The organism is Halobellus marinus, assembly GCF_032113415.1.
In the GTDB taxonomy this organism is placed as follows: Archaea; Halobacteriota; Halobacteria; order Halobacteriales; family Haloferacaceae; genus Haloquadratum; species Haloquadratum marinus.
Genome location: NZ_CP134946.1, coordinates 271,496 through 297,538 on the forward strand (window position 1 = coordinate 271,496; position 26,043 = coordinate 297,538).

At 66.5% G+C, this 26,043-nt stretch carries 31 protein-coding genes; 16 read left to right on the top strand and 15 right to left on the bottom strand.

What is annotated here, in order from left to right; genetic code table 11:
- Positions 1–77 precede the first annotated feature (77 nt).
- Both RJT37_RS01335 and RJT37_RS01340 read right to left on the bottom strand, forming a co-directional pair.
- Positions 78–407, bottom strand: a complete 330-nt coding sequence (locus RJT37_RS01335) for a cupin domain-containing protein (protein WP_313687155.1) — start codon at positions 405–407, stop codon at positions 78–80.
- Positions 408–523: 116 nt separating this feature from the next.
- Complete coding sequence (locus RJT37_RS01340) at positions 524–1,597, bottom strand: anthranilate phosphoribosyltransferase (protein WP_313687156.1); 1,074 nt, start codon at positions 1,595–1,597, stop codon at positions 524–526.
- Positions 1,598–1,730: 133 nt separating this feature from the next.
- Between RJT37_RS01340 and ahbB the strand changes: the two genes are divergently transcribed.
- Entirely contained in the window at positions 1,731–2,861 is a 1,131-nt protein-coding gene (ahbB, locus tag RJT37_RS01345; protein WP_313687158.1) for a siroheme decarboxylase subunit beta, read from the top strand.
- Positions 2,862–2,870: 9 nt separating this feature from the next.
- Here the strand turns inward: ahbB and RJT37_RS01350 are convergent, their stop codons facing one another.
- The gene (locus tag RJT37_RS01350; protein WP_313687160.1) at positions 2,871–3,530 is read right to left on the bottom strand and encodes a helix-turn-helix domain-containing protein; all 660 of its coding nucleotides are present in this window, start codon (positions 3,528–3,530) and stop codon (positions 2,871–2,873) included.
- Positions 3,531–3,714: 184 nt separating this feature from the next.
- Here RJT37_RS01350 and RJT37_RS01355 point away from each other — a divergent pair, with 184 nt between their 5' ends.
- Positions 3,715–4,683, top strand: coding sequence for a VOC family protein (locus RJT37_RS01355; RefSeq protein ID WP_313687161.1), 969 nt, complete (start codon positions 3,715–3,717; stop codon positions 4,681–4,683).
- A gap of 107 nt (positions 4,684–4,790) precedes the next feature.
- Here RJT37_RS01355 and RJT37_RS01360 read toward each other — a convergent pair whose 3' ends face one another.
- Together RJT37_RS01360 and RJT37_RS01365 are read right to left on the bottom strand one after the other, a co-directional pair.
- Positions 4,791–5,570 carry a CehA/McbA family metallohydrolase gene (locus tag RJT37_RS01360; RefSeq protein ID WP_313687162.1) on the bottom strand — a complete coding sequence of 260 codons (780 nt, stop codon included), beginning with the start codon at positions 5,568–5,570 and terminating at the stop codon, positions 4,791–4,793.
- Positions 5,571–5,637: 67 nt separating this feature from the next.
- The gene (locus tag RJT37_RS01365) at positions 5,638–6,681 is read right to left on the bottom strand and encodes an NAD(P)/FAD-dependent oxidoreductase (protein WP_313690048.1); all 1,044 of its coding nucleotides are present in this window, start codon (positions 6,679–6,681) and stop codon (positions 5,638–5,640) included.
- A 202-nt stretch (positions 6,682–6,883) separates the two neighbouring features.
- On the opposite strand from RJT37_RS01365, the gene RJT37_RS01370 reads away from it, so the two are divergent.
- The 3 genes from RJT37_RS01370 to msrB all read left to right on the top strand — a co-directional run bounded on the left by RJT37_RS01370 (position 6,884) and on the right by msrB (position 8,514).
- Positions 6,884–7,585 carry an RAD55 family ATPase gene (locus tag RJT37_RS01370; RefSeq protein WP_313687164.1) on the top strand — a complete coding sequence of 234 codons (702 nt, stop codon included), beginning with the start codon at positions 6,884–6,886 and terminating at the stop codon, positions 7,583–7,585.
- Between the two features lies 1 nt (position 7,586).
- Complete coding sequence (locus tag RJT37_RS01375) at positions 7,587–8,003, top strand: DUF8057 family protein (RefSeq protein WP_313687165.1); 417 nt, start codon at positions 7,587–7,589, stop codon at positions 8,001–8,003.
- 103 nt (positions 8,004–8,106) lie between these two features.
- Positions 8,107–8,514 (top strand): peptide-methionine (R)-S-oxide reductase MsrB, encoded by a 408-nt coding sequence (msrB, locus tag RJT37_RS01380; protein ID WP_313687166.1) that lies wholly within the window; start codon positions 8,107–8,109, stop codon positions 8,512–8,514.
- A gap of 37 nt (positions 8,515–8,551) precedes the next feature.
- On the opposite strand, the gene RJT37_RS01385 is transcribed toward msrB, so the two are convergent.
- On the bottom strand, positions 8,552–8,986 hold the full coding sequence (locus tag RJT37_RS01385) for a universal stress protein (RefSeq protein ID WP_313687168.1): 435 nt from the start codon (positions 8,984–8,986) through the stop codon (positions 8,552–8,554).
- A 134-nt stretch (positions 8,987–9,120) separates the two neighbouring features.
- On the opposite strand from RJT37_RS01385, the gene RJT37_RS01390 reads away from it, so the two are divergent.
- Complete coding sequence (locus tag RJT37_RS01390; protein ID WP_313687170.1) at positions 9,121–10,689, top strand: spermidine synthase; 1,569 nt, start codon at positions 9,121–9,123, stop codon at positions 10,687–10,689.
- A gap of 81 nt (positions 10,690–10,770) precedes the next feature.
- Here the strand turns inward: RJT37_RS01390 and RJT37_RS01395 are convergent, their stop codons facing one another.
- The 7 genes from RJT37_RS01395 to RJT37_RS01425 form a co-directional block, all read right to left on the bottom strand.
- Positions 10,771–12,069: a glycosyltransferase gene (locus tag RJT37_RS01395; RefSeq protein WP_313687171.1), complete on the bottom strand. Its 1,299-nt coding sequence runs from the start codon at positions 12,067–12,069 to the stop codon at positions 10,771–10,773.
- Between the two features lie 83 nt (positions 12,070–12,152).
- On the bottom strand, positions 12,153–12,875 hold the full coding sequence (locus tag RJT37_RS01400) for a hypothetical protein (RefSeq protein ID WP_345785400.1): 723 nt from the start codon (positions 12,873–12,875) through the stop codon (positions 12,153–12,155).
- A 264-nt stretch (positions 12,876–13,139) separates the two neighbouring features.
- Complete coding sequence (locus tag RJT37_RS01405) at positions 13,140–13,334, bottom strand: cold-shock protein (RefSeq protein WP_089766429.1); 195 nt, start codon at positions 13,332–13,334, stop codon at positions 13,140–13,142.
- A 204-nt stretch (positions 13,335–13,538) separates the two neighbouring features.
- Positions 13,539–14,918: an FAD-dependent oxidoreductase gene (locus tag RJT37_RS01410; protein WP_313690050.1), complete on the bottom strand. Its 1,380-nt coding sequence runs from the start codon at positions 14,916–14,918 to the stop codon at positions 13,539–13,541.
- Between the two features lie 304 nt (positions 14,919–15,222).
- Positions 15,223–15,963, bottom strand: coding sequence for an isopentenyl phosphate kinase (locus RJT37_RS01415; protein WP_313687177.1), 741 nt, complete (start codon positions 15,961–15,963; stop codon positions 15,223–15,225).
- A complete protein-coding gene (gene mvk / locus RJT37_RS01420) occupies positions 15,960–17,024 on the bottom strand; it encodes a mevalonate kinase (protein ID WP_313687179.1) in 1,065 nt (354 codons plus the stop codon). The genes RJT37_RS01415 and mvk overlap by 4 nt, the downstream gene beginning before the upstream one ends.
- 84 nt (positions 17,025–17,108) lie before the next feature.
- Positions 17,109–17,411, bottom strand: coding sequence for a hypothetical protein (locus RJT37_RS01425; RefSeq protein WP_313687181.1), 303 nt, complete (start codon positions 17,409–17,411; stop codon positions 17,109–17,111).
- 149 nt (positions 17,412–17,560) lie between these two features.
- Here RJT37_RS01425 and RJT37_RS01430 point away from each other — a divergent pair, with 149 nt between their 5' ends.
- On the top strand, positions 17,561–18,622 hold the full coding sequence (locus RJT37_RS01430; protein ID WP_313687183.1) for a M20/M25/M40 family metallo-hydrolase: 1,062 nt from the start codon (positions 17,561–17,563) through the stop codon (positions 18,620–18,622).
- A 138-nt stretch (positions 18,623–18,760) separates the two neighbouring features.
- Positions 18,761–19,237, top strand: coding sequence for a 50S ribosomal protein L11 (locus RJT37_RS01435; RefSeq protein ID WP_313687184.1), 477 nt, complete (start codon positions 18,761–18,763; stop codon positions 19,235–19,237).
- 159 nt (positions 19,238–19,396) lie between these two features.
- Here the strand turns inward: RJT37_RS01435 and RJT37_RS01440 are convergent, their stop codons facing one another.
- Positions 19,397–20,245, bottom strand: a complete 849-nt coding sequence (locus RJT37_RS01440; RefSeq protein WP_313687185.1) for a DUF4382 domain-containing protein — start codon at positions 20,243–20,245, stop codon at positions 19,397–19,399.
- A 344-nt stretch (positions 20,246–20,589) separates the two neighbouring features.
- Between RJT37_RS01440 and RJT37_RS01445 the strand changes: the two genes are divergently transcribed.
- From RJT37_RS01445 to RJT37_RS01470, 6 genes are all read left to right on the top strand, one after another.
- A complete protein-coding gene (locus RJT37_RS01445) occupies positions 20,590–21,228 on the top strand; it encodes a 50S ribosomal protein L1 (RefSeq protein WP_313687186.1) in 639 nt (212 codons plus the stop codon).
- Positions 21,225–22,280, top strand: a complete 1,056-nt coding sequence (locus RJT37_RS01450; protein ID WP_313687187.1) for a 50S ribosomal protein L10 — start codon at positions 21,225–21,227, stop codon at positions 22,278–22,280. The genes RJT37_RS01445 and RJT37_RS01450 overlap by 4 nt, the downstream gene beginning before the upstream one ends.
- 18 nt (positions 22,281–22,298) lie before the next feature.
- Positions 22,299–22,637 (top strand): 50S ribosomal protein P1, encoded by a 339-nt coding sequence (rpl12p, locus tag RJT37_RS01455; protein ID WP_311171907.1) that lies wholly within the window; start codon positions 22,299–22,301, stop codon positions 22,635–22,637.
- Positions 22,638–22,753: 116 nt separating this feature from the next.
- Positions 22,754–24,079: a tripartite tricarboxylate transporter permease gene (locus RJT37_RS01460; protein ID WP_313687188.1), complete on the top strand. Its 1,326-nt coding sequence runs from the start codon at positions 22,754–22,756 to the stop codon at positions 24,077–24,079.
- Between the two features lie 67 nt (positions 24,080–24,146).
- Complete coding sequence (locus RJT37_RS01465; protein WP_311171905.1) at positions 24,147–24,326, top strand: HVO_2753 family zinc finger protein; 180 nt, start codon at positions 24,147–24,149, stop codon at positions 24,324–24,326.
- Positions 24,327–24,329: 3 nt separating this feature from the next.
- A complete protein-coding gene (locus tag RJT37_RS01470) occupies positions 24,330–24,596 on the top strand; it encodes an elongation factor 1-beta (RefSeq protein ID WP_311171904.1) in 267 nt (88 codons plus the stop codon).
- A 102-nt stretch (positions 24,597–24,698) separates the two neighbouring features.
- On the opposite strand, the gene RJT37_RS01475 is transcribed toward RJT37_RS01470, so the two are convergent.
- Positions 24,699–24,959, bottom strand: a complete 261-nt coding sequence (locus tag RJT37_RS01475; protein WP_313687190.1) for a glycine zipper domain-containing protein — start codon at positions 24,957–24,959, stop codon at positions 24,699–24,701.
- A gap of 233 nt (positions 24,960–25,192) precedes the next feature.
- On the opposite strand from RJT37_RS01475, the gene RJT37_RS01480 reads away from it, so the two are divergent.
- Both RJT37_RS01480 and RJT37_RS01485 read left to right on the top strand, forming a co-directional pair.
- Positions 25,193–25,483 (top strand): 50S ribosomal protein L21e, encoded by a 291-nt coding sequence (locus RJT37_RS01480; protein ID WP_311171902.1) that lies wholly within the window; start codon positions 25,193–25,195, stop codon positions 25,481–25,483.
- Between the two features lie 12 nt (positions 25,484–25,495).
- The gene (locus tag RJT37_RS01485) at positions 25,496–25,852 is read left to right on the top strand and encodes an RNA polymerase Rpb4 family protein (RefSeq protein ID WP_313687192.1); all 357 of its coding nucleotides are present in this window, start codon (positions 25,496–25,498) and stop codon (positions 25,850–25,852) included.
- The last annotated feature ends 191 nt before the right edge of the window (positions 25,853–26,043 follow it).

A 26,043-nucleotide genomic window follows, 5' to 3' on the forward strand; every position in this document is an offset into this window, starting at 1 on the left:
TCGACCGTGGCAATCGGACCCGGTGTCGGAAGCGGCGCTTCGCCGGCGCGCTCCAACACCCGGGTGCAGTCTCGTGATTAGGGGAGCGGGCAGAGGCTCGCGGTGAAGAGGGCGACGTCGTCGGACTCGTTGCGCGCGCCGTGTTCGACACCGCGGTCGTGGCGGACGACACCCGGCGCCGCAACGAGTTCTTCCTCGTCCTCGCGAACGACGACGACCTCGCCTTCGAGGATGTGGAAGACGTTCGTGCTCTCTCCGTGTTCGTGGGGGTCGAGTTCGGCACCCGGGCCGAGCGCGAACGCCTTCACGAGCACGTCGTCTGTGACCACCAGTTCCGCGGTCGTGACCTCGCCCTCTGCGGGGTCGAGGTTCGCGCGCGCCTCGTCGTACAGATCGAGTTCGGACATACCCACTCCTGGGTCGGGATCGTATATATACTGTTGGCTGTCGGTGGCTGGCGAATGACGCCGGTCCCCCCGACGGCCGACAGATGGTGAGGGAATGTGCCCCCAGAATGCGCCCTTCAGAACGCGCGGAGATCTTCGAGGACGGCGGCCGCAGCCCCGGAGTCGATGCTCTCGCGGGCCAGTTCGAGCCCCTCGTCGAGCGTCTGGGCGTCCTCGCGGGCGTAGATCCGGAACGCGGCGTTGACCGCGACCGCGTCGGCGAAGTGGTCGTCGCGCTCGCCCGCGACGATCTCCTCGGTGAGCCGTGCGGAGTCGCCGGCGACGTCGTCGGGATCGACTTCCAGGTCCTCGTACTCGAAGTCCATCCCGTACTCGGGCGTCTCGATCTCGTAGTCGGTGAACTCGCCGTCGGTGAACTCGCCGACCTTCGTGTAGCCCGGGCGGATGTCGTCGTACCCCTCCATCCCCTGGAACATCACGACCCGGCGGGGGTCGTCAGACTCCATTTTCTCGAAGGTCTCGACGATCTTCTTCGCGAAGGCGAGATGGTAGAACGAGCCCAGGTGGACGTCTGCGTTCGCGGGGTTCGCGATCGTCTCGACGGTGTTGAGGAACGTCCGAACGCCGACCTGGTCGCGGCGGTCCCACAGGTCGTGGACGTGCGGCGCGAACTCCGGCTGGTAGTAGAATCCGAACCCGGTCTCGTCGACCATCGCGGCGCTCTCGGTCGGTTCGATCTCGGTACGGACCCCGAGTTCGTCGAGCACGTGCTTGTACGCGTCCTGTTTCTGCGTCGGGACCCGGTCCCCGGAGTGGACGACGACAGGCGTGCCCGCACCCGCGGCGACGATGCCCGCCGCGGCGCCGAGAATCGCGGTGTCGCCCTTGCCGTCGTAGTTCGCGCCGCAGTCGACCGGATCGGCGTCGGGTTCGGCTGAGACGACGTCCTCGGCGATCACATCGGCGTAGGCGGCGAGTTCCTCGGCGACGTTGTGCTTCCAGCGGTTGGCGATCCAGAAGGCACCGAGGGTCGTGGGGTCGGGTTCGCCCGCGAGAATTCGCTGCATCGCGTCCGTCGCCTGCTCGCGCGTCATATCCTCGGCGGACTTGACGCCCGACCCGACGACTTCGGTCATCAGTCGTTTCAGCGGCCACTCCCCGAATTCGGCAGTCTCCGGCGCTTGCGCCATATAACGACCCGTTGGTGGCGGATCGTCAAAAGTGGCCCGCCTGATTCTCAAACTGTTGGCTCTCAGTAGGTGCTGGGTCTCCCCGCGGCACGAGGCCGAAATAGGTAGGTTCGTCCGGTCCAAAAGACGGGTAATGAGTACGCTGGAAGACGACTGGCGCGCCGACCTCGACGACGTCGACGCCGCGCTCGTCGACGAGTACCAGAGCGGCTTTCCCGTCGTCGAGCGGCCGTTCCGTGTCGTCGCCGACGACCTCGGGATCGACGAGGACGAGGCACTCGATCGGGTCCGCCGGCTCCGCGAGCGGGGTATCTTCCGCCGCTTCGGCGCGGTGTTGAATCCGCCGGTCATCGGCAGTTCGACGCTCGCGGCCGTCGCCGCGCCGGAGGATCGCTTCGCGGAGATCGCCGAGATCATCAACGGCTACCGGCAGGTGAACCACAACTACCGCCGCGACCACGAGTGGAATATGTGGTTCGTCGTCACCGCCGCCTCCCGCGAGAAGCGCGATTCGATCCTCGCGGAGATCGAATCGAAAACCGGCTGTTCGGTGCTGAATCTCCCGATGCGAACGGACTACTACATCGATCTGGAGTTCCCCGTCGTCAACGACGACTCCTTCGCGCGCGAGACGCACGTGGGAGGCGACGGACCCTCGGAGCCTCCGGCCACCGACGACGCGGCGAGCGCGACCGCAGGAGGCGATGGTTTCGACGGCACGGACGCGTCTGCGACCCGAATCTCTGAGGACGCCGTCGGCGGGCTCTCGGAACTGGAGGCCGCGCTACTCGTGGAGATTCAGGAGGGCTTTCCGCTCACGGCGACGCCGTACCGCGACGTCGCCGACGCGATCGACGCCGACGTCGACGCGGTCGTCGAGGCCGTCGAACGGCTACTCGCGGACGGCTGTATCAAGCGCGTGGGCTGTGTGGTCAACCACATCGTCACCGGCTTCGACGCGAACTGTATGGTGGTCTGGGACGTCCCCGACGAGGAACTCGACGCCCGCGGGGAGGCGGTCGGCGAACTGCCCTACGTGACCCTCTGTTACCACCGGCCGCGGCGCCCCAACCAGGAATGGCCGTACAACCTCTTCACGATGATCCACGGCCGCGAGGGCGCGGCCGTCGACGACAAGATCGACGAACTCGCCGACGAATACCTCCCCTTCGAGCACGAGCGGCTCTACTCGACGGAGACGCTGAAACAGACGGGGGCACGCTACGACGAACTCGTGAGCGCCGGGTCGGAATCCGGACAGTAACGTTTCGCTTCAGGTGTCGAGAATCGTCGAGAGCAGTTTTCCCTGCGCGGCGGCGAGATGCTCGGTGAACGTCGAGGGGTCGATTCCGAGTTCCGCAGCGACCTCGCCGGCGTTTGCGCGCTTGGGATGCTCGAAGTACCCCATCTCGTGGGCCGTCCGGAGTACTTCCCGCTGGCGATCGGTGAGTTCGCTCCGATCGACCAAGACGAGGTCCTGGCCGTTTTCCTCGTGGTCTGATCGGATGAGCCGATGGACGGCGACGTCCGACCACCGCTCGTCGAGCTGTGCGACCACCGACTGCAGGGTGTCGACGTCGGGGGCGTAAAACGAGATCGTGAGTTCGCCGTCCCGGGAGTAGACGTCCCGGACCGGACAGTCGTACTGCTCGATGCACTCACAGAGACACGTGCGCGTTTGTGAACGCTCGAACCGGTAGACGCGCCCCTCACCGGAGGCGAACACTTCGCGGAGATCCGTGTCGACGGACGCCTCGACCGACTCCGCCGGTGCCTCCGCACTGAGGGTGAACTCCTCGGTAATGGGTTCCTCGGCGTCCCGTGGCACGGATTTCGACACCGCCGAGGCCTCCCCGCCCGCTGCCGCCGACGCCCGGGCGGCCGGGCAGTCGGCCGGAGAGCCGATGTGTATTTCTGCACGGATGCCGCTCATCTATGCGGCGAGAGGAAGGGGAATCCAAAGAACGTTCGGCCTCGATCCGGCGGCGACCCCGTTCAGCGTAAAAAAACCCCGTATATCGTGGTCCGATCTATAATCGGCTTCCCGGAAAATATTTTTTCGTGCTTCACCCACGCCTGATAAAATTGCTCCCGACGAGAGCAGACGCAAGCAACCAATGAAACGACGAAACTCCCCTGTCGCGAAACTCGGACACGTCGCAGCGCACACACCCGACCTCGACGAATCGCTGTGGTTCTTCAACGAGGTGATGGGGATGCAGATCACCGAACGCGACGGTGATACGGCCTATCTTCGCGGAATGCGTGACTGGGAACACCACACGCTCAGTCTCACCGAAAGCGGGAAGCAGGGCGTCGATCACTTCGCGTTCCGAACCGAGAGCGCCGAGGCGCTGGACGAACTCGAACAGCAACTGAAAGACGACGGCGAGGAAATCACTTACGTCGAGGCGGGTGAGGAGAACGGCATCGGCGAGGCGATCCGCGTCACCAAGTTCGGCCACAACTACGAGTTCTACTGGGACGTCGAGAAGCCCGACGCCCCCGAGGGCAAGCGGTCGGGGCTCGGAAACCGCGTCTACAGCGAGGCCGTCGGCAACCGCATCGCGCCGCGCCGGATCGACCACATCCACGTGAACGATCCCGGCGAGAACGCGTTCAAACACGACGAGTGGCTGCGCGAGACGCTGAACTTCCAGCTGAACGAACGATACCAGGCCGAATCCGGCGAGTACTGGGGCTGGTGGTACGCGGTCACGCCGCTGCCGCACGACATCGCCATCCACCGGGAGGGCGCCGAGGACCCCACGCAGTTCCACCACGTCGCCTTCCACCTCGACAGCCTGCAGGACCTCTGGACGGCCGCGGACATCTGCAGCGAGTACGGTCTCGAAATCAACAACCGCAGCAACGGGCCGGCGATGCACGCGATCACGCGAGCGGACTGTATGTACGTGAAAGACCCCGCGAGCGAACTCCGTCTGGAGCTTTTCGCCGGTCCGGGGTACCTCAACTTCGAGCCCGACTGGGAGCCGATCGAGTGGAAAGAGGAGTCCCTCGGCGGCCCGACGAACCACCAGTGGCTCGGTGGCGGCCCGACCTGGGACGGTATCGACTACGTGTAGCTGTCTGACTCCTCACACGCTCCTGTCTTCTATCCTTCCGTCGTCGAGTCCGGCTTCTGCTCCAGCGGCTGGATCGATATCGACGGACGCCGTCCCGCGAACCCCGCTCACTGGGAGAGCGGCGAAACCCGATAGAGGGTTCGTGCGGCGGAGAGCGCACCCATCTTCGCGAGCGCGCCGCTCCGGTAGGCCCCGTATTTCGCGTAGAAACTGCTCTTTCTCGCCCCGGCACCGGCGTAGTGCCGCGCCGACGTCGGGATCGGCGTCCGTCGTCCCTCGACGTGGGTCGCGCCGTCGCTGATCGCCGACAGAATCACGTCGGCCGTCAGCTCCGCCCGGGAGACGCCGTCGATCCCGATTTCGGTGTACGCGCGGCCGACGTACCCGACCTTGTGCGCGTCGCTCCCGGCGACGCCGGGATAGCCGTACGCCTCCGCGTACCGTCGCGCCCGGCGGTTCTTCCAGCCAGTGAACGCCCAGGAGTTGTACACCTCGATGGCGTCGGGCTCGACGCCCTGCAGTCGCCGCTTCCGGACGCCGTGACGGCTCCGCTGGAACGGGTGGGGTACGATCGAGGTGCCGCCCCGCTCGCGCACCCAGGCGGCCGTCTCGGCCATCGACGCCCGCCGCGGGGGCATCTCCTCGATCCCGAGCGCCAGCAGGTGCCCGTCGGCGGTCGAGACCTCGACGCCCGGAATGCCCACGAGTCCGTACTGCGGCGCCAGCTCCGCGGCGCGGACGGATTCGTGGATGACGTCGTGATCGGTGACCACGACGGCGTCGAGGCCGATCTCGGCGGCCTGCTCCAGCAGGAGCTCGACGGGGTCCGTGCCATCGTATGAGGCGTCCGAATGGACGTGCGGATCGATTCTGACGGTAAGCGACACTACACGTTATTGGTGTCGACGGTAGTAAAGGCTGTCTCCACGGCATTCGGAGGAGTACTCTCCCGGGTTACGGGCTCGCGTCTTTGATCCGCTCGCCGGTCTCGTGGCCGTTCCAGAGTGCGCGCTCGACCCGCCCCTCGCCGGCGACCCAATCACCAGCCACGTACAGTCCGGCGTCGCTCGCGGCCCCAGCGGCGGTCTCGACCCCCGAATCCGGGAGCGCGTAGCGCCAGCCCTGGTCGTCGACCCAGTCGGGATTGCGGTATCGATCGTCGTCGAGCAACGCCGCCACGCGTTCCGTCACGTCGGGGAGAATATCGTCGAGCCCCTCGTCGTAGCGGGCGGTCGACCACTCCGGGCTCATCTGGACTATCAGGAGACTTTCGCCGTCCGGCACGTGGCCGTCCTTGCACTCCTCGCGGGAGAGCCAGCCGATTGCGTGCGCTTTGTCCGTGTTCACGAGGCCGTACCAGGGATACGACTCCCGGAACGGGTAGTGGAGGACGACCGTTCTGATCGTCCGGTACGGAACAGCCTCGACGGCGTCGCGGAGCCGGTCCAGGCGGTCGTCCGCCCAGTCGGTCGCACGGAGCAACTCGGCCGTCTGCGGTGCCGGCGGTGTCAGGAGCACCACGTCGAACGGGCCGTATCGCTCCCCGTCCTCGGCGACAAGAGTCCAGGGGCGCCGGTCGGTGTCCGAACCGCCGTCGCGGGCGATCTCCGTGACCCGGGTCCGACGGTGGACGGTCGCGTCGGTCCGGGCGAGGAGGCGTTTGGCCAGTTGCGTCATTCCTTCAGTCCACGCCCACTTGTGGCCGCCCCGGTCGTCGCCGGCCGTGATGTCGCCTGCGCCGTCGAACGTCCAGACCGGCGGTTCGATATCGACCAGGCCGTCGGTCCCGAGCGACGAGAGCAACGACGCCGTCCGGTCGTCGGCCTCCTTCAGGTAGTTCGCGCCGTGGTCGTAGTGACAGCCGTGCTTCCGACGAGTCGCTGCACGGCCGCACACGCCGCCGCTCTTCTCGACGATCGTCACCGTGGCGTCTGCGTCACGGAGGGCGTACGCCGCACCGGAACCGGCTGCACCCGCACCGACGATTCCGACACGCATCGGCTCGTCGGTCGCCGACGGGCCCGAGGGATCGGCTCGTTGAGTCACGAACGGAGCGACGGACGCGACGTGCTTCACCGTTCTGGCTGGGTTCCGACAGTCGCTTTCGACCGGCCGGTCGTGGATCGAGGCCGACGGCTGGCGTTACGCTCGGTGAAAACCGGGACGGAACGGTTAAACCGGAGACGGGTGAGTTGCGAGTATGCGGATTCCGAGTGGGGTCAGCGGCTTCGATCATCTGATCCAGGGGGGGTTCCTGCCGGGACGGCTGTACGTGTTGTCGGGGCCGCCGGGAAGCGGCAAGACGACCTTCACAGCGCAGTTCGTCGCCGAGGGGCTCCGGAACGGCGAGGACTGTCTGTACGTCACGATGCACGAATCGCGAGAGGAACTCGTCGACGATATGTCGAACTTCGAGTTCGGCTTCGAGACCCTCGCCAACTCCGAGCAGTTCCGCTACGTCAACCTGGCGAGCAACAAGGGCGAACGCCTCCTGAATCAGTTTTCACAGAGTGGAAACTCGGGCGCACAGAGTCTCGCGGACAAGATCGTCGCGTTCGTCAACACCCGGGAGATCGATCGGCTGGTGATCGATTCGACGATGCTCCTGGAACTGCTCTTCGCGGACGGCGACGAGGAGATGACGCGCTTTCTCACGGCGCTGAAAAGCTGCAGCGCGACGACGCTTCTCATCTCCGAGATGACCGATCCGAGCGCCTACTCCGACGAACACTACCTCGCTCACGGCGTGATCTTCTTCCACAACTACCTGGAAGCGACGGGAATGAGGCGGGGGATTCAGGTGGTGAAGATGCGCGGCACCGATATCGACTGTGACATCCGGTCGCTACGGTTCACCGACGAGGGGATCGTCGTCGATCCGACCAAACGCGTTGACTTCTGAGATGTACGAACACGCCTTCGACACCGACTGGGAGTCGCTCTCGGGCGAGGAGGCGATCCGGCGGATGTACGCCCTCGGCATCTCCGCGGAACTGGGCCACCGCTACCCGGAGGAACGGTCGCGGATCCGCGATCTGGCCTCCAGCGCCTACGAGCGGAGCGTCCTCGATTTAGCCTTTCAGGAGGGCAAACGGAAGGTACAGGACGTCCGTCCCCACCACGAGTCAGACGAGGCGGCCTGGGAGACGCTCATCGAGACCGCCGATTCGCCGTCGCCGCCGCCGGAGTCGCTCTCGACGGAGGAGGGACGCCCCTCGGAGATCCCCGACGCGGTCGACCGCCCGTCGCTGCTCGGCGGCTTCGACGTCGACGACCTCGAAAAGCTCCGGCTGCCGTCCCTGCTCACGCGCGACGAGTAGTGGGGGATCCGATCGCGGGACGAGGAGTGGCGGCTCGGGACGCGGGCTAACTGCCGCCCCGGCCGGGCCGGGAGTTCTTATCTCTCCGGCCCGAAGGACACCTATGTCAGACGAAACGATCGAGGACCTTCCGGACTCGGACTCGGAGTGGCGAGAGCGACTCACCGACGAGGAGTACCGGATCCTGCGCGAACGCGGGACGGAACCGAAGTTCAGCGGCGAGTACCTGGACGTCGACGAGGACGGGACCTTCCGGTGTGCCGGCTGTGGCGCAGCACTTTTCGACAGCGAGACGAAGTTCGGCTCCGGAACTGGGTGGCCCTCCTTCTTCGACGCCAACGAGGACGCGATCGAGACGGAGACCGACACACGGCACGGGATGCGCCGCACTGAGGTGCTGTGCAGCAACTGCGGCGGGCACCTGGGACACGTCTTCGACGACGGCCCCGAACCGACCGGGCAGCGGTACTGCATCAACTCCGCGGCCCTGGACTTCGACCCCGAGGAGTGAGGGCCCGACACCGACCAACTGAGAGCGCTCTCGTCGGTTACTCGTCGCTCGCGAGGTTCACCGTCAGCACGGGCGCCGACGCTCGAGCGACGACTTTCTGGGAGACGCTCCCCATCAGGTTCTTGGTGTAGTCGCCGCGGCGCGTGCCCATCGTGATCAGGTCGGCGTCGAGTTTCTTCTCGTGGGCGAGGATCTGGTCGGCCGGATCGCCCTGTCGGATCGTGGTTTCGACGTCGATGCCGGCCTCCCGAAGCCGTGTCGCGGCACGGTCGGTTGCCGCCTCGCCCTCGCCTTTCAGCTCCGAGAGGACCTCGGTCTTCATTTCGTCCTGTAGCGTGAGGAACGCCCGGTCGTCGACGACGTAGAGGATGTGCACCTCGGCGTCACGTCGCCCGGCGATGTCGGCGGCGGCCTCGATAACCGTCTCCATCGAGTTGGTCCCGTCAGTGGGCAACAAGATTCGCTCGAACATATGGTTCTATCGGCCCTTTCGGCCGCGGCACCCTATATCCTCCTTTCTCGTCTCGATCCGGACGCCGGTGTGACTCATCGCGACTGCGACCGCGGCCGCGGCGTTGAAGGCGGTCGGCCTCGTCCAGTCGCACAATGGACTCGCGGCTGGTTCCGGATCGGCTGCCCACGCGGCCCGAGATCGCCGTCTTCGTCTCCGGCGTCACGAGTATGGGCCTCGAAATCCTGGCCGGGCGCATCCTCGCCCCGGAGTTCGGTAACAGCATCTACACCTGGGGCGGCATCATCGGCGTCTTCCTGGCGGCGCTCAGCCTGGGCTACCACCGCGGCGGGAAGCGGGCGGCGTCGAACGCCTCCCACAGCCGGCTCGTGGGCGTCTTTCTCGTGACGGCGCTGTACGTCGCCGGCGTCGTCCTCTTCGGCGATCTGGTCGTCCAGTCGACCGACGTGTTCCCGCTGCCGAGCCAGTTCGCGTCGCTGCCGGCGATCACGATCCTCTTCGGTCCGCCGACGTACCTGCTCGGCTACGTGAGCCCTTACGCGGCGGAACTCGCCGGCGGCGACGTCGGCGCCACCGCCGGTCACGTCTACGCGGTCGGCACCGTCGGGAGTATCGTCGGCGCGTTCGCGACGACATACGTGCTGGTGCCGACGCTCTCGGTCCCACAGATAGGCCTCGTGCTGGGACTGTCGGCCGTCGCAGCTGCGGCCGCCGTCGGCGCGCCGGATCTTCGGGGCCATTCGGGGCTCCGTGTCGGCGTGGTCACCGTCGCGCTGGTGGCTGCTGCAGCAGTGGGCGGGGTCGGCCCGGGCGTCACCGGCGACACCGTCTACGGAACCCAGACCGCGTATCAGGAACTGCGCGTCGTCGATCGCGACGACACGCGGACGCTCTATCTCGACGGGCAGCCTCACAGCGCGATGGACCGGGAGGACCCCACGCGGCACGTCTTCGAGTACACCCGGTACTTCCACGCGCCGCTGCTTTTCACCGACGACGTCGACCGCGTCCTGTTCGTCGGCGGCGGCGGCTTCACCGGCCCACGGATCTTCCACGAGCGGTATCCGAACGTCACCGTCGATGTCGTCGAACTCGATCCCGCCGTCGTCGACGCGGCCGACGAGTACTTCGGGGTGCCCGACTCCCCTCGGATGAATGTCCACGTCGGGGGCGGCCGGCAGTATCTCGCGGAGACGAACCGCACCTACGACGTCATCGTCCTCGACGCCTACCGGAAGGACACCGTGCCGTTCCAGTTGACGACGGTCGAGTTTATGCGCCTCGCCGCGGAGCGCCTCGACGACGATGGGGTGTTACTCGCGAACATCATCTCCGCGCCGACCGGCCCCGCCTCGGAGTTCTACCGCGCGGAGTACAAGACGATGGAACGGGTCTTCCCGCGGGTCTACAGCTTCCCGACCGCGGGCGGCCCGGTCGTCCAGAACATCGAGGTCGTCGCGACGAAAGACGAGACGCTCCTCACCCGCGAACAACTGCAGGCGCGAAACGAGAAGCGCGACATCGGCATCGACCTCTCGGCGGACCTGCGGTCTTACCGCCGGGACGAACCCACCGACGACGTGCCGGTCCTCCGGGACGACCGGGCGCCGGTCGACAGCCTGCTCGACGGGATGGTCGGGCAGCGGTACGTGCGCACCCGGGCGAACGAGTCGGGGGCGGTGAACGCGACGCCGACGAACTGATTGCGGCAAACTGACGCCGACGAACTAAGTACGACAGCCGACGCCGCCGACCCACTTGCGAGGCCGACAGCGAGAAACTGATTACGACAGTCCGACGCGGCCCGGGATCGCCCGCCGACAGCGGTCGAGTGCGTCGACGCAGCCGTCGGCCGTCGCTGACAGGCCGGCCGTGACGCCGCTCGCGAGGCGGCGGCCCGCCCTGGCAGTCCACGCAATACCCCGTCGGCTCGCCCCCGCGATACCGGACGCCGTCTGTCGGAGCTTTCGGCCGAGACGGGAGGGTGCCGCGAGACTCGTGGTCGTCGCGAGACAGACCGCCGCGAGCGTCGGGACGGCCGCGACGGATCCGAGACGGGAGTCGGCGGTGATCTCGGTCGCGTTCTCGTCGGCTTTGGCCTCCTCGACGTCCGGCGTCGCGTACGGGTCCGGATCCTGCAGGTCGAGGAGGACCTTCCGCGCGATGAAGGTCGCGCCGTTCGGGAACTCCGGGGCCGCCGGCGGGTCGGCCACGGCGTCGAGGACGTCGATCGGCTCGGGGGCGACCGAAAAGCCGCCGACGTCGAACCGCTCGAGCCAGTCGGCGACGGCGTCCTGCTCGTCGGTCGCCGGGTGGACGACACACGGGGTGCCGGCCACCGCGGCGTCCATAATCGTCGAGTAGCCCGAACAGACGACGACGTCGGCGCCGCGGATGTACGGCAGGAGCGACTGCACCGGCTCCCAGCCCTCGTCGGCGACGTTCAGGACGTCGTACCCCTGCCGGCGGAGGTGTCCCGCGACGCGGGACAGCGAGGAGTAGTGGCTCGGCACCACCACCACGTCGGCGTCGTTCCGAACCGGCGGCTGGCCGTCGAGTGCGACCGGCGGGATCCGCGTCGCAGCTTCCGGGTCCGCGCCGGACTCCGGCCAGACAACCGGGTAGAAGAACTCCCGCGCCGCGGAGAGCTGAAAGAGCGTGTGGAACCGCGCGCCGGTCCGCTCGGCGAAGTCGTCGTACAGCCCCGGCATATCGTGTTTCAGGACGTAGAGCGGGACGTCACACCGGGTCGCCGCCATCGCGGCGAACATATCGTCGGTGACCAAAGCGTCCGGCTCGGTCGTCGACAGCCAGGCCTGATAGTCGGCGATCCGGCCCAGGCTCGCCGGGAGGCTCCGCTTCGTGGCCTGCCACAGCGACCCGTTCTGGTAGGCGTCGATGTAGTCGACGTTCGTCGGCTCGAACTCGTCGTAGCCGTTGAGTGCGACGAACTCGCGGCCGGCGCCGCCGCCCGCCATCCGCACCGATCCGCCGGCGGACTCGATGGCTTCGGCGATGGCTAACATCCGCGTCGCGTGTCCCGCACCCTCGGGGTAGTGCGCGACAGCTACGGTCGGGGACATTGGACTCGCCGGAAGGTCTCTCTCCGGTTTTATGTGTCTTTTGCCGCAGGTCAAAACCGCGAGAACGGCCGAAATCTACCGGCTCAGAACCCGAGACCGCCCCAGCGGATGTAGACCATCACGGCGACGATGCTGAGTTGAAGGAAGCCCTGTACCCCGCTCAGCTTCGCGTTTCGCATCCCGATCGAGGCGATGAGGTCGGCGTCGGGATCTTCCGACGTCATCTCCAGATACATCCGCGCCTCCCCGGGGAGCAGTACGCCGAACCCGAGGATCGTGAGCACGCTCACGATGCCGAGCGCCACCAGAATCGGGATCCCCGGCATCGCGAAGCTGCCGAGGTTCGTCACGAGCGAGGCGGCGCCGCCGCCGACGATGACGACGAAGAGCGCGAGCCACCGCGGGTCGGTGAACGAGCCGAACTGATAACCGACAGCCAAAAGCGCGAGCCCCATCGCTACGACCGAGAACAGCCCGCCCCACGCCGCGAGCCCGGGGAGCAGTCCCATCTCCGCCGCCAGCACCATCCCGCCGAAGATGGTGGTGAACGCGAGCGTCGGCATCAGGAAGGTCATCTTCGGCGTGAACCGCTGAAACACCGCAGCGCGCTGTTCGACAGCCAGCCCGCCGAGCACCGGCCCCAACACCATTGCCATAAAGAGGTCGATACCGGTCCACAGCACCCCCGCCATCACGTGGACGTACGTGAGCTGTTCGACGGTTCCGAACAGGACCGCACCGACGAAAAGCGCCAGCGGAACGAGCACCGCCCCCGCCCCGAACGCCGGGTTCGCCCGGTTCGCCATTCCCCTGATCGTGTCAACGACTGATACACTCACACTGACAACCGAGCGGTCGGGCGATAAAGGGTCTACTGGTCCTCACGAGAGATTGCCGGTTCGCTCCGGATCTCGCTTAGAGACACAGCGCCGTCGCTCACAACTGAATCTGGAAGGAAAATCGCGGATCGTGCGTCGTCACCGAAATGCGTCGCGTGATGCCGACACGCGGGAAGGAACTCCCGCGAACATCGGGCGGCGACGGTCTCCGTTCGGACGCGTTCGACCTGATTAGACGCGGACGACGTTCGTCGCGCGGGGGCCCTTGGGGGCCTGTTCGATCTCGAATTCCAGTTCGGTCCCCTCGGTGAGGTCCTCGCCGCCGACATCCTCCATGTGGAAGAACACGTCCTCGTCAGCGTCCTCTGTCTCGATGAAACCGTAACCGCCTGTGTCGTTGAAGAAATCAACCGTACCGTTTGCCATTGCAAACGGTCTGATGCCGGATTGACGTATAAGCCTTCCGCAATCAAATCGAAAATAGAGCAGGAAAACAAAGAAAATTCAAATATCGTTCCACTAGTTGGCAGACGGACCAAACGATCGGTTTTCCGACGCTGCGGTTCCGTTCTTGGGAGGCGAGAGTAATCAGTATGAAACCGTTCGATCTCGCCCGCTATCGAGCCCGCGTCAGTGGCTGGCGGGCGGATCGACCAACTGGGCCGATTGCTCCTCGTCCCGCGGGAAGTTCTCGATGGTGTCGGCGCGGAAGGCGTCTTCGTCGAACTCGTAGTCGGCGTCGAAGAAGTCCAAGAGCGTCTCCGTATCGCGCATCGCGTTCTTCAGGCTGGTCGAGGCCCCCGGCGAGGGCGTGATGTTGAAGATGATGTCGTCGCCGACGATCTTTGCCTCACCCATATCCAGGGACTTCGCGCTCGTATCGACGATCTGGGGCCGGACGCCGCCATAGCCCGTCGCACGCTCGATATCGTCGGCTTCGACGCTCGGGACGACCTTCTGTACGTGCGGGAGGAACGCCCGCTTGCCCACCCCAGGTACGTCGTACAGGAGGTTTCGGAGCACGTACGGCAACAGGATACGGTCCGCGAGGATGTTGGCGTAGCTGAGAAAGGAGGCAGCGTTGAAGCCGAAGACGTCGAGGAAGTCGCTCACTGTCGAGATGCGACCACGTTCCAGCGCCGGGACGAGTTTCGCTGTCGGCCCAAAGCGCGTGACGCTCGGGTCGTGGACGTCCGCGTCGCCGTGGATCGCGGCGAACGGCAGTTTCTTCATCTGCAGCGTGTAGACCTTGCCGTTCAGGAGATCCTCACCGAGGAAGAAGCTCCCCGCTACCGGAAGCAGGGACATCTCCTCGCCGTAGCCCAGTTCTTTCGCGATCTGGAGGCTGTGTGAGCCGGCGGCGACGACCGCCACCTCGCAGTCGAACGGCCCCGTCGGCGTCGTGAGCGTGTACCCTTCGGTGTTTTTGGTGATCTCCTCGACTTCGGTCCCCGTGTAGACGTCCACCGTCGACTCCTCGCGCGCCTCCTCGACGAACGACTTCGTGGTTGCGCCGTAATCGACGACGTACCCGTCCGGAGTCTGCAGCGCGAGCAGTTCGGTGTCGGGGTCGCGACCCTCCACGACCTTCGGTTCGAGGTCGGCGATCTCCTCGCGACCGATCGGCCGCAGCTTCGGGAACAGATCGCCGAAGCCCTCGTCGTGGTACCGCCGCTCGAGGGCCTCGACCTCCTCCTCGCCGACGCCGAGCACCATCTTGCTGCGCTTTGCGTGCATCTCCCGGTCGGGGTCGTGGTTCTCCAAATAGCCGGCCAGGAGTTCCGCGCCGGTCTTGACGCCTTCGGCCTTCTCTAAGGTGTAATTCGTCTCGATGTCGCCGAAGTGTAGCGTCTGCGAGTTGTTCGTGTGGTTGGAGTTGATCGCCGCGATCTCCGACTCCTTCTCGATCAACGCGATCGAATCGATGTCGGTGAACTTCGCCGTCGTATAGAGGAGCGATGCGCCGCTGATACCGCCGCCGACGATGACGAGGTCATACTGTCCTGACATATTCTGGTTTGGGTAGGTATCTCGTGGGGAGTACTCCAGCGTCATAACTCCTCAGCTTTCGATCGGCGTTTAGACGATCAACGAAGCCGTTTTCGACGGAACCGCGAGCATCCGTTCCCGCCACCTCCAACCGCGTGTCGAGGCCGTCGGAAAACCGACCGTCGCTCTCCGGTTCGGTCTCGAAACTGAACCCCGCCCCGCCGAAGCAACTCTCCTCGACCGTCGTCCACCAGGGGCCTCGGCAGTCGTTCCGAGGACCGCGAGGCCGGATCCGTGCCGCTCTCGTGTACCCGCGTGGCAGTCCCTACGTTCCCCGGACCACCGTTCCCGCGGCGTCGCCAGCGAGAAACGCGGCGAGCGCGTCGGGGCCGAAGATGTGCGCCGGCGCACCGAGTTCCAGGAGCGCACGGACCTTTGCGGCCATCCCGCCGGTCACGTCCGTCGTCTCGGCAGCGCCGAGCGCCGCCTCCACCTCGGAAAAGTCGGTGATTTCGGGGATCACGTCCCCGTCGTCGTCGTAGACGCCCGGGACGGTCGAACAGAGGCCCACGCGGTCGGCGTCGAGGCCGTCAGCGAGCCGTGCAACCAGTTCGTCGCCGCTGATTATCGTCGCGCCCGCGCCCGCCTGTGCGATCACGTCGCCGTGGAGGACGGGAACGAAGCCCTCCGCGAGCATCGTCACCGTGGAATCGAGCGCGAGCGAAAGCGTCGATTCGGCGTCCCGCGCACCCACCGAGAGCGGGTGGACGGGCAGCGCCGGGACGCCGGCAGCCTGAAGCCGACCGAGGAGTTCGTCGTTCAGCCGTCGCATCGAATCGTGGATCGCCCAGACCCCGTCGGCGTCGTGGCTCCCGTCGGTGGGCGTGACGCCGTGCTTCTCGGCGTAGTGGTGTCCGAAACTCCCCGCACCGTGAACCAGCGCGAGCGACGACTCGTCCGACTGGGCGATGGTTTCGACGGCCCGATCGAGCGCGTCCTCGTCGACGGTCTCGGGTGTCTCCTTGTCGGTGATGACGCTCCCGCCGAGTTTGAGGACGACCGTCACGTCACTTCACCTCCCGTGCCCCTCTTGTCGCTCGCCGCTCCGTCGGTCGCACCTTCGGCGCGGACGCCCTCGCGGTCCAGTTCGGCGCGGAAGACGTCGTGACACTCCGCCGTGTACCGGAGCGCCGTACTCGTCTCGGGCGTCTCGTCGAGGGCGACGATACAGCCGCCGCCGCCCGCGCCCGTGAGTTTCGCGCCGTGGGCACCCGCTTCCCGGGCCGCCCAGACCATATTGTCGAGCGTCCGAGAGGAGACACCCAGCGCTTCCAGCAGGCCGTGGTCGAAGTCCATCAGCCGACCGAGTTCGGCGAGCAGTTCCTCGTCGGGGTCGGCGTCGGAATCGGCATCCGCCAGACGCGACTCCCCGGCCCGGACGATGTCGCCGATGTTCTCGACGGTGTCGGCCGCAAAATCGTACTCGTCTCGCAGTTTCCGCACGCCCGCGACCAGTTCGCCAGTGTCGCCCGCGCCGCCGTCGAAGCCGACGACGAAGGGGAGGTTCGGCGCGTCGATCCGGCGGCAGTCGTCGCCCTCGACCCTGACTGCGCCGCCCATCGTCGAACAGAACGTGTCCGCCCGGGAGGCCTGGCCTTCCTGGACATCGTACTCAGCGCGGTAGGCTCGGTCGGCCAGTTCGGTCCGGTCGAGCGGTTCGCCGAGTTCCCGGGTCGCCGCGTCGATTCCGGCGACGACGACCGCGGCGGAGGACCCGAGACCTGCCCCGAGCGGAATCTCGCTTTCGACGGTGATATCGAAGCCCGCAGACGGGGCATCGGCCGCCTCCCGGGCCTGCTCGACGGCGGCGTCGACGTAGCCGACCGCGGCGTCGACGAGGCCCGCCGGCACGTCGACGTCCGGCCGGTGATGGGTGTCGCCCGCGTACTCGACGGTGAAGCCGTCGAGGCTCAGGTCCTGCGCCTCGACTCTGATGTGGTCGTCCTCGCGCGCCTCGACGGTGACGGTCGCCCGCCGCTCGATCGCACACGGAACCGCCGGTTCGCCGTAGACGACCGCGTGCTCCCCGAACAGATACACCTTCCCGGGAGCGCTGGAGACGGTCATAGGCGCAAGATACCCCGGGTGCCGCTTAAGCGTGGCGCGCTCCGGTCAGCGGGTGAAAAGAGCCGCTTCCGACAAGCGTCTCGCCTATTCCTCGGCGAAATCGTCGAGGTCGGCCAGTTCCTCGATGTCGTCGTCGCCGCGGACCCCGAGGTCGTCGTCGCCGCGGAGATACTTCGCCGCGACCGCCAGGGCGACGAGGAGGACGAGTGCCACGAGTGCCCCCGTGCGCAGGCCGACTGAATACGTCTCCTCGCCCGCCTCGGTGGCTGCTTCGCTGTCCGTCCCGTCCTCGCCCGACCCGCCGATCGCGGGTGCGGTGTTGGTCGCGCTGAAACTGAGTCCGTCGTGCAGGTGGACTTCCAGGAGCGTGAACGATTTGTCGGTCATCACATATCTCGATACGCCGATAGAAAGTAAAACGATTGTGGGTCCGAGGATCGGCGTCGGGAGTCGCTGTGGCGGCACCGCCGGCCCTACCGACCGCCTGCCGGGCCATCAGCCGGTGGTTTCAGGTGTCGGGCAGTCGGAGCGAAGGTATGGACGACGACAGACGCACGTTTCTGACGGATCTGCTGACGACGCCGAGTCCCTCGGGGTTCGAGGCGGTCGGCCAGCGAGTGTGGATCGATTACGTGCAGGAATTCGCCGACGACGTGTGGACCGACGATTACGGCAACGCCGTCGCGGTCCACGAGGGCGACGCCGACGCCTCGATCGCGTTCGGCGGCCACGCCGACGAGATCGGGTACATCGTCCGCGACATCACCGACGACGGCTTCCTCCGGATCGGTTCGATCGGCGGCGCAGACCGGACGGTCTCCCAGGGACAACACGTCACCGTCCACGCGGAGACGCCCGTCGCGGGCGTGATCGGACAGACCGCGATCCACCTGCGGGACGTCGGCGAGGAGGAGTACGAAGACATCGGCGAGCAGTTCGTCGACGTCGGGGCCGACGACGAAGCGGAGGCCGGCGACCTCGTCGAAGTCGGCGATCCGGTGACTGTCGAGACCCGCGTGCGACCGCTACACGGGACACGGATGGCCGCGCGGGGAATGGACAACCGCGTGGGGATCTGGTCGGCCGCCGAGGGCCTTCGCGCGGCCGTCGAGGCCGACGTCGAGGCGACTGTCTACGCCGTCAGCACCGTCCAGGAGGAACTCGGCGTCCAGGGCGCGAAGATGGTCGGGTTCGATCTCGACCCCGACGCCGCGGTGGCGATCGACGTGACCCACGCCACCGACAATCCCGACATCCCGGGCAAGCGGGTCGGCCCCGTCGAACTGGGCGAGGGGCCCGTCGTCTCCCGCGGCAGCGCGAACCACCCGTCGCTGGTCGAACTCGCCCGAGATTCGGCCGCGACGGCCGACGTCGACGTGCAGTTGCAGGCCACGGGAACGCGGACCGGAACCGACGCCGATGCGTTCTACACGTCCCGTAGCGGGATTCCGGCGTTGAATCTCGGGATTCCGAACCGCTATATGCACACGCCCGTCGAAGTCGTCGACACCGAGGATCTCGACGCCGTCGCCGAACTGCTCGGGACGATGGCGGCTGCGGCGGCCGACGCCGCACCGTTCGGCCTCGATCTGGGGTGAACGGCCCGTTCGGTCTCACCCCGAGTGAGCGCCGCCCAGTCTGCTCTCCCGCTACGCCGTGTCGAGCCGTGTCGCTCTCTGACACGCCCGTTCGGCCGAAAGAAAACCGTTAAAAGTCGTCACAGGGTGTTGTGAGGTATGGCTGGAACCATCGAAGTACTCGTTCCCGGCGGGGAGGCAAACCCCGGTCCGCCGCTCGGCCCGGAACTCGGCCCGACCCCCGTGAACGTCCAGGACGTCGTCGGAGAGATCAACGACGAGACCGCAGCGTTCGACGGGATGGAAGTCCCCGTCACCGTCGAATACGACGACGACGGCTCCTTCTCTATCTCCGTCGGCGTCCCGCCGACGGCCGAACTCATCAAGGACGAGGCCGGCTTCGAGACCGGCTCGGGCGAACCTCAGGAGAACTTCGTCGCCGATCTGACCGTCGAGCAGGTGAAGAAGATCGCAGAGCAGAAGTCCTCGGATCTGCTGTCTTACGACCTGTTCAACGCGGCGAAGGAGGTCGTCGGTACCTGTACCTCCCTCGGCGTGACGATCGAGGGCAACGACCCGCGCCAGTTCAAAGAGCGGATGGAAGACGGCGAGTACGACGACGTCTTCGCGGAGTAACGCGGCGGCATCCGGGAACTGCGACTTTCTGCTCCAACGGGGAGCCTCGTTTCGGCGGCACGCCCCGAGCCGTCCCTGCTGCTGGACGCGTTTGATCACGCGGTAGCATCGAAAAAACAGTTCGTACCGCCGTAGCGGCGAGAACCAACCGCCCGCAGATCAGGCGCCGGATTCGTTCGCCTGGCCGCCGTCTGCACCGTCTTCGCCCGCTGTCACTGTCCCGTCTGATGTCTCAGTCTCGGTGGTGTCGTCGTCGCTGTCGGCTTCCTCGATTTCCGCGACCTCGACATCTTCGCCCGCAACGCCGCTTTTGCCGATGACCGGCAGGAGATTGTACCCTCCGTTCGGGCCCTTCTGGACGACGTTGATGTCGAACACGAAGCTCAGTTCCGCGTCGGCGGCGATCTCGAACGGCTTGATGATCCGGAGCCGGTCGCTGGGAACCATCACGTCGACGGTTTCGCCGTCGACGACGCCCTCGGCGGCGGCCACGCGGAGTTCGATTCCGGCGTAGCGTCCCTCGTCGAGTTCGCCTTCAAGCACCGACACGGCCCGGGTGCCGAGAACTTCCGTGAGATCGACCGTCACGTCGTCGAGGCCGAACTCGACGAATCCGGTCGCATCGTCGTCGGTTCCCGGGGCCGTGGTCTCGGTGTCCGTCGGCTCGGCCGTCTCTGTCGCCGTTTCGTTCGTCGCAGTCGATTCAGGAGTCGCCGTCACTGTCGTGGTGATCGCCGATGGCGTGATCGTCTCGTCCTCGCCGGCACGGAACACGCGGGCCGACGAGAGCGTCACGTTCAGCGACTCGAAGTCCTCAATGGCCGCCGGTTGATCGCTGATCAGGAGGCGGAAGATCCCGCTGCCGCCACCGCCGTCGGTATCAGTCTCACCGCCACCGCCGTCGGTGTCAGTCCCGCCGTCGCTGCCGCCGCCAACGCCGCCCGAACAACCGGCGAGCAGGACGCTCCCGGCGCCAGCCGCGGCCGTCACGAACGTACGTCGGTTCATACGTCCTCCCCGCCTGCGGATTTCTCTCCCGTCTCGCTGTCAGCCAGTGTCTCGGCTCTGGTTCTTCGCGCAAACCGTCGGAATCTCGCTGTCGTCACACTCCCGCTCGGATCCTGCCACGGTTACGTCTGGTGACTCGTGCACCGGGGCGGTGTGGCTGATAGAATCCCGCGATTCCGTGCCGACAGTTCCCACGGATCGGGCGTCTCGCCCCCGAAAACCGGCAGTACGAGGGCTCCGCTTCGACGGACTTAAGTCCGGCATCCGCCTTCCCTACGACGAGACAGGCAGATGCCTGTGTCACTGACCCGTAGGAGCAATCCTGCGTACTACGGAGGTGAATGATGGCAGATACGATAGTTGACGCAGTCTCTCGCGCACTCGACGAGGCGCCGCCGCGGCAGTTCCGCGAAACGGTCGACCTCGCCGTCAATCTGCGCGACCTTGACCTTAACGACCCGTCGCAACGAGTCGACGAGTCTGTGGTGCTGCCCGCCGGTACTGGGCAGGAAACACAGATCGTCGTCTTCGCGAGCGGTGAGACCGCCCTCAGAGCTCAGGACGTCGCCGACGAAGTGCTGGACGGCGACGACCTCGAGGAGCTCGGGGACGACACCGACGCGGCAAAAGACCTCGCGGACGAGACCGACTTCTTCGTGGCCGAAGCCAGCCTGATGCAGGACATCGGCCGCTATCTGGGGACGGTTCTCGGTCCGCGCGGAAAGATGCCGACGCCGCTCCAGCCGGACGACGACGTCGTCGAGACGGTGAACAGGATGAAGAACACGGTGCAACTCCGCTCTCGCGATCGCCGGACGTTCCACACCCGCGTGGGCGCCGAAGATATGGACCCCGACGAGATCGCGACCAACGTCGACGTCATCGTCCGTCGACTCGAGGCGAGCCTCGAGAAGGGCCCGCTCAACATCGACTCGATGTACGTGAAGACCACGATGGGTCCGTCCGTGGAGGTCCCCGCATGAGCGGGAGTTCCTCCGCACGCCGGACGGACACGATCCCCGAGTGGAAGCGCGAAGAGGTCGGCGAACTCGTCGAGTTCCTCGAAGGCTACCAGTCGGTCGGCGTGGTCGACGTCGCCGGGATCCCGAGCCGCCAGCTACAGAGTATGCGCCGGGACCTCCACGGCAGCGCGGAGCTCCGGATGAGCCGCAACACGCTCACCGTCCGCGCGCTCGAGGAGGTCGACGACGGGCTCGAAGAGCTCGTCGACTACGTCTCCGGCCAGGTGGCGCTCGTCGGCACCAACGACAACCCGTTCGGGCTCTACCAGCAACTGGAAGCCTCGAAGACGCCCGCGCCGATCAGCGCCGGCGAGGTCGCCCCCAACGACATCGTCATCCCCGAGGGCGATACGGGGGTCGACCCCGGTCCGTTCGTGGGTGAACTCCAGCAGGTCGGCGCCGCCGCGCGGATTATGGACGGCTCCATCCACGTCACCGAGGACTCGAAGGTCCTCGAGGCCGGCGGGACCGTCTCCGCGGAACTGGAAGGCGTCCTCTCGGAACTCGGCATCGAGCCGAAGGAGGTCGGCCTCGACCTCCGCGGCGTCTTCTCCGAGGGCGTTCTCTTCGAGCCCGACGAACTCGAGATCGACGTCGACGAGTACCGCGCGGACATCGAGTCCGCCGCCGCCGCCGCGCGGAACCTTTCGGTCAACGCGAGCTACCCGACGGCGGGGACCGCCGGAACGCTGCTCGCGAAGGCCGCTGGCGAGGCGAAGGCACTCGGACTGTTCGCCGCGATCGAGGACCCCGACGTCCTCCCCGACCTCGTCGCGAAGGCCGACGCACAGGTGCGTGCCCTCGCGAGCCAGGTCGACGACGAGGAGGCGCTCCCGGAGGAACTCCGGGGCGTCGAAGCGCCCGAGCCAGCCGCCGCAGAGCCGGCTGACGACGGCGACGAGGCGGAATCGGAATCGGACGACGAAGACGATGCGGAAACCGACGCCGACGACGACGGGACCGACGACGATGACGACGACGGTGCCGAAGGACTCGGCGCGATGTTCGGATAACACACGAGGTACACGACAATGGAATACGTTTACGCAGCACTCATCCTGAACGAATCGGGCGAAGAGATCAACGAAGACAACGTCACCGCGGTCCTCGAGGCCGCCGGCGTCGATGTCGAGGAGTCCCGCGTGAAGGCGCTCGTCGCCGCGCTCGAGGACGTCGACATCGAGGAGGCCGTCGAGACGGCCGCCGCCGCTCCCGCGCCCGCCACGGGCGGCGAAGCAGCGGTCGAAGAGGCCGACGAAGAGGAAGCTGACGAGGCCGACGAGGCCGAGGAAGCCGAGGAAGAAGCCGACGAAGGCGACGACGAGGACGAAGAGGCCTCCGGCGAGGGCCTCGGCAACCTCTTCGGCTGACGCCGGAGCACCGGACCGCTGTCCGACGTCGCGCCGAACTGCCGTTCGACCGGATTTTCTTTCGACGCTAACTGAGAGCGACAGCGCAGTCGTGTGGTCTCGACGATTCGCAGCCGATGCACGCAAACGTTCAAGTACGAAACCGGGACCACTCCGTCGCGATGGCGCCGCCGCTGACAGTCCTCACCTACGCGTGTGTCGGCGTGGGGTTCGGAACGCTCACGGGGCTCGTCCCCGGACTCCACGTCAACAACGTCGCGTTTCTCCTCGTCGGGGTCGCGCCGAGCATCGACGGCCCGGCGGCGGCTGTCGGGGCAGCGATCCTCGCCGCTGGAGTCGTCCATACGTTTCTCTCCATCGTGCCCGCACTAGTTCTGGGTGTCCCGGAAGCGGCGACCGCGCCGGGCGCACTTCCAGGGCATCGACTCGTCCTCTCGGGACGGGGTCGGGAGGCGATCCGCCTGTCGGCGCTCGGCAGTTCGGTCGCTCTCGTCGCCGCGGTGGCGCTCGCGCTCCCCCTGTCGCAGGTGATCGCCGCCGGGCGCGAGCACCTCCTCGCGGCGCTGCCGTTCTTGCTCGCAGCGATCGCCGCCCTGCTCGTCCTCGCGGAGCCGACCCACCGCGCCCGCCTCGGTGGTTTGCTCTGTCTCGCTGCGGCGACAGCGCTGGGGTTTCTCACGCTGGATCTGCCGGCGAGCGGACCGCTGTCTCCCGAGGGTGCGGCCTCGATGCTGGCGCCGCTCTTCGGCGGCCTGTTCGGCGCGCCCGTCCTCTTGGACGCGCTCGACGCCGAGGGCGCGATTCCGCCGCAGGACGGGACGACGCTCGGTCTCACGAGGGTCGAAACCCTCCGCGCGGCGCTGGCCGGGACCGGCGGCGGCGCCTTGGTCGGCTATCTGCCGGGAGTCTCCGCGGGGGTGGCAGCGGTCCTCGCGCTCGGCGGTGCCGGCGGAAGCGGGCCGGCAGGGCGCGGCGCGGACAGGGCTTACGTGGTTGCCACGAGCGGCGCTGACACGGCAACCGCGGTGTTCGCTGTCGCATCGCTCGCCATCCTCGGTGCGCCGCGGAGCGGCGTGACGGTCGCGCTCACGGAACTCGGGACCGGCGGCAACGGCGGTGCGACGGCCGGTGGGAGTGCGGCAGCCATCGGAACTCTCGGATTGGGAGGGCTGCTTCTGGTCATCGTTTTGGCCGCGGGGCTGGGGACCGTCGTCCTGGTCTCCGTTGGGGACTGGTATCTCCGCCTCGTTCGACGGCTCCCGCGCCAACCCCTGGTGCTTGCGGTCCTCGGGTTACTGCTGGCGCTGTCGATTGGTTTTGCGGGTGTGCTCGGCGGCGCCGTTTTCGCACTGGCGACGCTCGTCGGACTGCTGCCGCCCCGCCTCGGCGCGCGGCGTGTTCACTTGATGGGGGTGCTGCTCGGGCCGCTTGCACTCGCCTGAGTCGGGTTTCGGTTGCGGACCGGCGTGAAAGACAACCGTTAAAAGTCGGCGCCGGGTGCTGTAGTGTATGAGCCAGTCCGAGCAGCGACACGCCCGACAGTGCGTGTCCTGTGGCATCAACATCTCCGGCATGAGCGCGGCGACGTTCAACTGTCCGGACTGTGGCCACCAGATCTCCCGCTGTGCGAAGTGTCGCAAACAGAGCAACCTCTATGAGTGCCCCGACTGCGGGTTTATGGGACCCTGAACGATGGGAAAGGTAGCTGCCAAGATCAAGGTGATGCCGAACAGCCCCGATATCGACCTCGACGAGCTCCAGGAGCGCCTCGAACAGTCGCTCCCGGAGGGCGCAAAAATCAACGGCTTCGAGCGTGACGACGTCGCGTTCGGGCTGGTCGCGCTGCTCCCGACCGTGATCGTCCCCGACGACGCCGGCGGCACCGAAGCCGTCGAAGAGGCCTTCGCCGACGTCGAGGGCGTCGAGAGCGTCGCCGTCGAGAACGTCGGCCGGATCTGAGCCGGTCGCCGTTTTCGGCCCACACCGTTCTATCGACTCCGTTCCTTTCGCGTTCGGATAGCTGCGTCTTCCGGAAAGGGAGGCTGCGTCGCGACGTCCGCGCTACTCGTTGCGCTTGAGGACGAGCACACCGATCACCGGCGACAGGATAAAGCCCATCCCGGTCGCGAAAAGCAGCGGGACCGCGCCGGCATCCAACGCTGCCGTGGCCGCGACGCCGACGACGGCGCCGAGGAGGATGCTCGCCGCAACCCCGAGGCCGAACCGTTCGAGTCGAGAACTCGAGTCCTCGTGTGTCGAACCCTCCAGGGTTCCGTCGACGTCGTCCGGGAGCTGACTGCTGGTCGCGTATTCCTGGCTCATAGGCGGCTGTACAACGGCCTTCCGTATAGATGTTGTCGAGGAGGACGAGCGGCGCGTCACCGAATGCGGCGATCCCAGGGGCTCATAGGGATCATCGTAACTATCCATCGATTCTCGTCGGATCGATCGGCGAGAAATCTATGAGGACTTACGATGATCCCTATCACCGCCCGTCCCGGCGGGGCTGGAACGTGCGTTTTATAACCACGTCGGAAGTACGGCTTACAACGACTATGCCCAGTTCCAACGGTCCACTTCAGGGAACACGCAACAAGCTCTCGAACAAACCGCGCGACCGCGGCACCTCTCCGCCCCAGCGGGCGATCCAAGAGTTCGACGATGGACAGAAAGTCCACCTGGCGATCGATCCGAGCGTCCGTGAGGGGCGCTTCCACCCGCGTTTCAACGGCCATACGGGCGAGGTCATCGGTAAACAGGGCCGCGCGTTCAAGGTGCAGATCGTCGACGGCGGCAAGGAGAAGACGATCATCGCTCGTCCGGCACACCTGCGCGCGCAGGAGTAACACCCCACCCAGATGACGATATTCAAAGAGAAGGTCGACGAGGAGTATCTGACCGTCTCCGAGGTCAAGACGCTCCTCGAGGACGTCGAGGCCGAGCGCGCCGCCGACGAGGAGCGGGAGCTTCGCTACGAGCTTGCACGCGCCATCGAACACGTGAACCGATTTGCCACCCTCGATCCCGAGGAGTCCCGCGATCTGGTCGAGGAACTCCTCGAAGTCGAGAAGGTCGACGCCACGACGGCGATCAAGATCGCCGACCTCCTCCCGGAGAGCCGTGACGAACTCCGCGCTGTGTACGCACAGGAACGCTACGCGCTCGACGGCGACGAACTCGACGAGATTCTGAACGTCGTCGCGAAGTACGTGTAAACTACGCCTCTCTACTTCGCTCATCCTGACGGGTTCGCTCGTCGGAGGTGGAGCTTTCGCCTGGATTCCCGCTCCGGCCGGAACTTCCGACAGAAGGTTCACACTCTCCGCTCGCAGTCACCCTCCCGCGATTCAAGCGCACGCCTATGCCTGCGTTTCCGCCGTCCTATACCTGCGTCCCCGCCGTCCTA

Bases quoted from the DNA above. Each gene is read 5' to 3' on its own strand.
- RJT37_RS01335 (WP_313687155.1), bottom strand. From the start codon at position 407: ATGTCCGAACTCGATCTGTACGACGAGGCGCGCGCGAACCTCGACCCC.
- RJT37_RS01340 (WP_313687156.1), bottom strand. From the start codon at position 1,597: ATGGCGCAAGCGCCGGAGACTGCCGAATTCGGGGAGTGGCCGCTGAAA.
- ahbB (WP_313687158.1), top strand. From the start codon at position 1,731: ATGAGTACGCTGGAAGACGACTGGCGCGCCGACCTCGACGACGTCGAC.
- RJT37_RS01350 (WP_313687160.1), bottom strand. From the start codon at position 3,530: ATGAGCGGCATCCGTGCAGAAATACACATCGGCTCTCCGGCCGACTGC.
- RJT37_RS01355 (WP_313687161.1), top strand. From the start codon at position 3,715: ATGAAACGACGAAACTCCCCTGTCGCGAAACTCGGACACGTCGCAGCG.
- RJT37_RS01365 (WP_313690048.1), bottom strand. From the start codon at position 6,681: ATGCGTGTCGGAATCGTCGGTGCGGGTGCAGCCGGTTCCGGTGCGGCG.
- RJT37_RS01370 (WP_313687164.1), top strand. From the start codon at position 6,884: ATGCGGATTCCGAGTGGGGTCAGCGGCTTCGATCATCTGATCCAGGGG.
- RJT37_RS01375 (WP_313687165.1), top strand. From the start codon at position 7,587: ATGTACGAACACGCCTTCGACACCGACTGGGAGTCGCTCTCGGGCGAG.
- msrB (WP_313687166.1), top strand. From the start codon at position 8,107: ATGTCAGACGAAACGATCGAGGACCTTCCGGACTCGGACTCGGAGTGG.
- RJT37_RS01385 (WP_313687168.1), bottom strand. From the start codon at position 8,986: ATGTTCGAGCGAATCTTGTTGCCCACTGACGGGACCAACTCGATGGAG.
- RJT37_RS01390 (WP_313687170.1), top strand. From the start codon at position 9,121: ATGGACTCGCGGCTGGTTCCGGATCGGCTGCCCACGCGGCCCGAGATC.
- RJT37_RS01395 (WP_313687171.1), bottom strand. From the start codon at position 12,069: ATGTCCCCGACCGTAGCTGTCGCGCACTACCCCGAGGGTGCGGGACAC.
- RJT37_RS01400 (WP_345785400.1), bottom strand. From the start codon at position 12,875: ATGGCGAACCGGGCGAACCCGGCGTTCGGGGCGGGGGCGGTGCTCGTT.
- RJT37_RS01405 (WP_089766429.1), bottom strand. From the start codon at position 13,334: ATGGCAAACGGTACGGTTGATTTCTTCAACGACACAGGCGGTTACGGT.
- RJT37_RS01410 (WP_313690050.1), bottom strand. From the start codon at position 14,918: ATGTCAGGACAGTATGACCTCGTCATCGTCGGCGGCGGTATCAGCGGC.
- mvk (WP_313687179.1), bottom strand. From the start codon at position 17,024: ATGACCGTCTCCAGCGCTCCCGGGAAGGTGTATCTGTTCGGGGAGCAC.
- RJT37_RS01425 (WP_313687181.1), bottom strand. From the start codon at position 17,411: ATGACCGACAAATCGTTCACGCTCCTGGAAGTCCACCTGCACGACGGA.
- RJT37_RS01430 (WP_313687183.1), top strand. From the start codon at position 17,561: ATGGACGACGACAGACGCACGTTTCTGACGGATCTGCTGACGACGCCG.
- RJT37_RS01435 (WP_313687184.1), top strand. From the start codon at position 18,761: ATGGCTGGAACCATCGAAGTACTCGTTCCCGGCGGGGAGGCAAACCCC.
- RJT37_RS01440 (WP_313687185.1), bottom strand. From the start codon at position 20,245: ATGAACCGACGTACGTTCGTGACGGCCGCGGCTGGCGCCGGGAGCGTC.
- RJT37_RS01445 (WP_313687186.1), top strand. From the start codon at position 20,590: ATGGCAGATACGATAGTTGACGCAGTCTCTCGCGCACTCGACGAGGCG.
- RJT37_RS01450 (WP_313687187.1), top strand. From the start codon at position 21,225: ATGAGCGGGAGTTCCTCCGCACGCCGGACGGACACGATCCCCGAGTGG.
- rpl12p (WP_311171907.1), top strand. From the start codon at position 22,299: ATGGAATACGTTTACGCAGCACTCATCCTGAACGAATCGGGCGAAGAG.
- RJT37_RS01460 (WP_313687188.1), top strand. From the start codon at position 22,754: ATGCACGCAAACGTTCAAGTACGAAACCGGGACCACTCCGTCGCGATG.
- RJT37_RS01465 (WP_311171905.1), top strand. From the start codon at position 24,147: ATGAGCCAGTCCGAGCAGCGACACGCCCGACAGTGCGTGTCCTGTGGC.
- RJT37_RS01470 (WP_311171904.1), top strand. From the start codon at position 24,330: ATGGGAAAGGTAGCTGCCAAGATCAAGGTGATGCCGAACAGCCCCGAT.
- RJT37_RS01475 (WP_313687190.1), bottom strand. From the start codon at position 24,959: ATGAGCCAGGAATACGCGACCAGCAGTCAGCTCCCGGACGACGTCGAC.
- RJT37_RS01480 (WP_311171902.1), top strand. From the start codon at position 25,193: ATGCCCAGTTCCAACGGTCCACTTCAGGGAACACGCAACAAGCTCTCG.
- RJT37_RS01485 (WP_313687192.1), top strand. From the start codon at position 25,496: ATGACGATATTCAAAGAGAAGGTCGACGAGGAGTATCTGACCGTCTCC.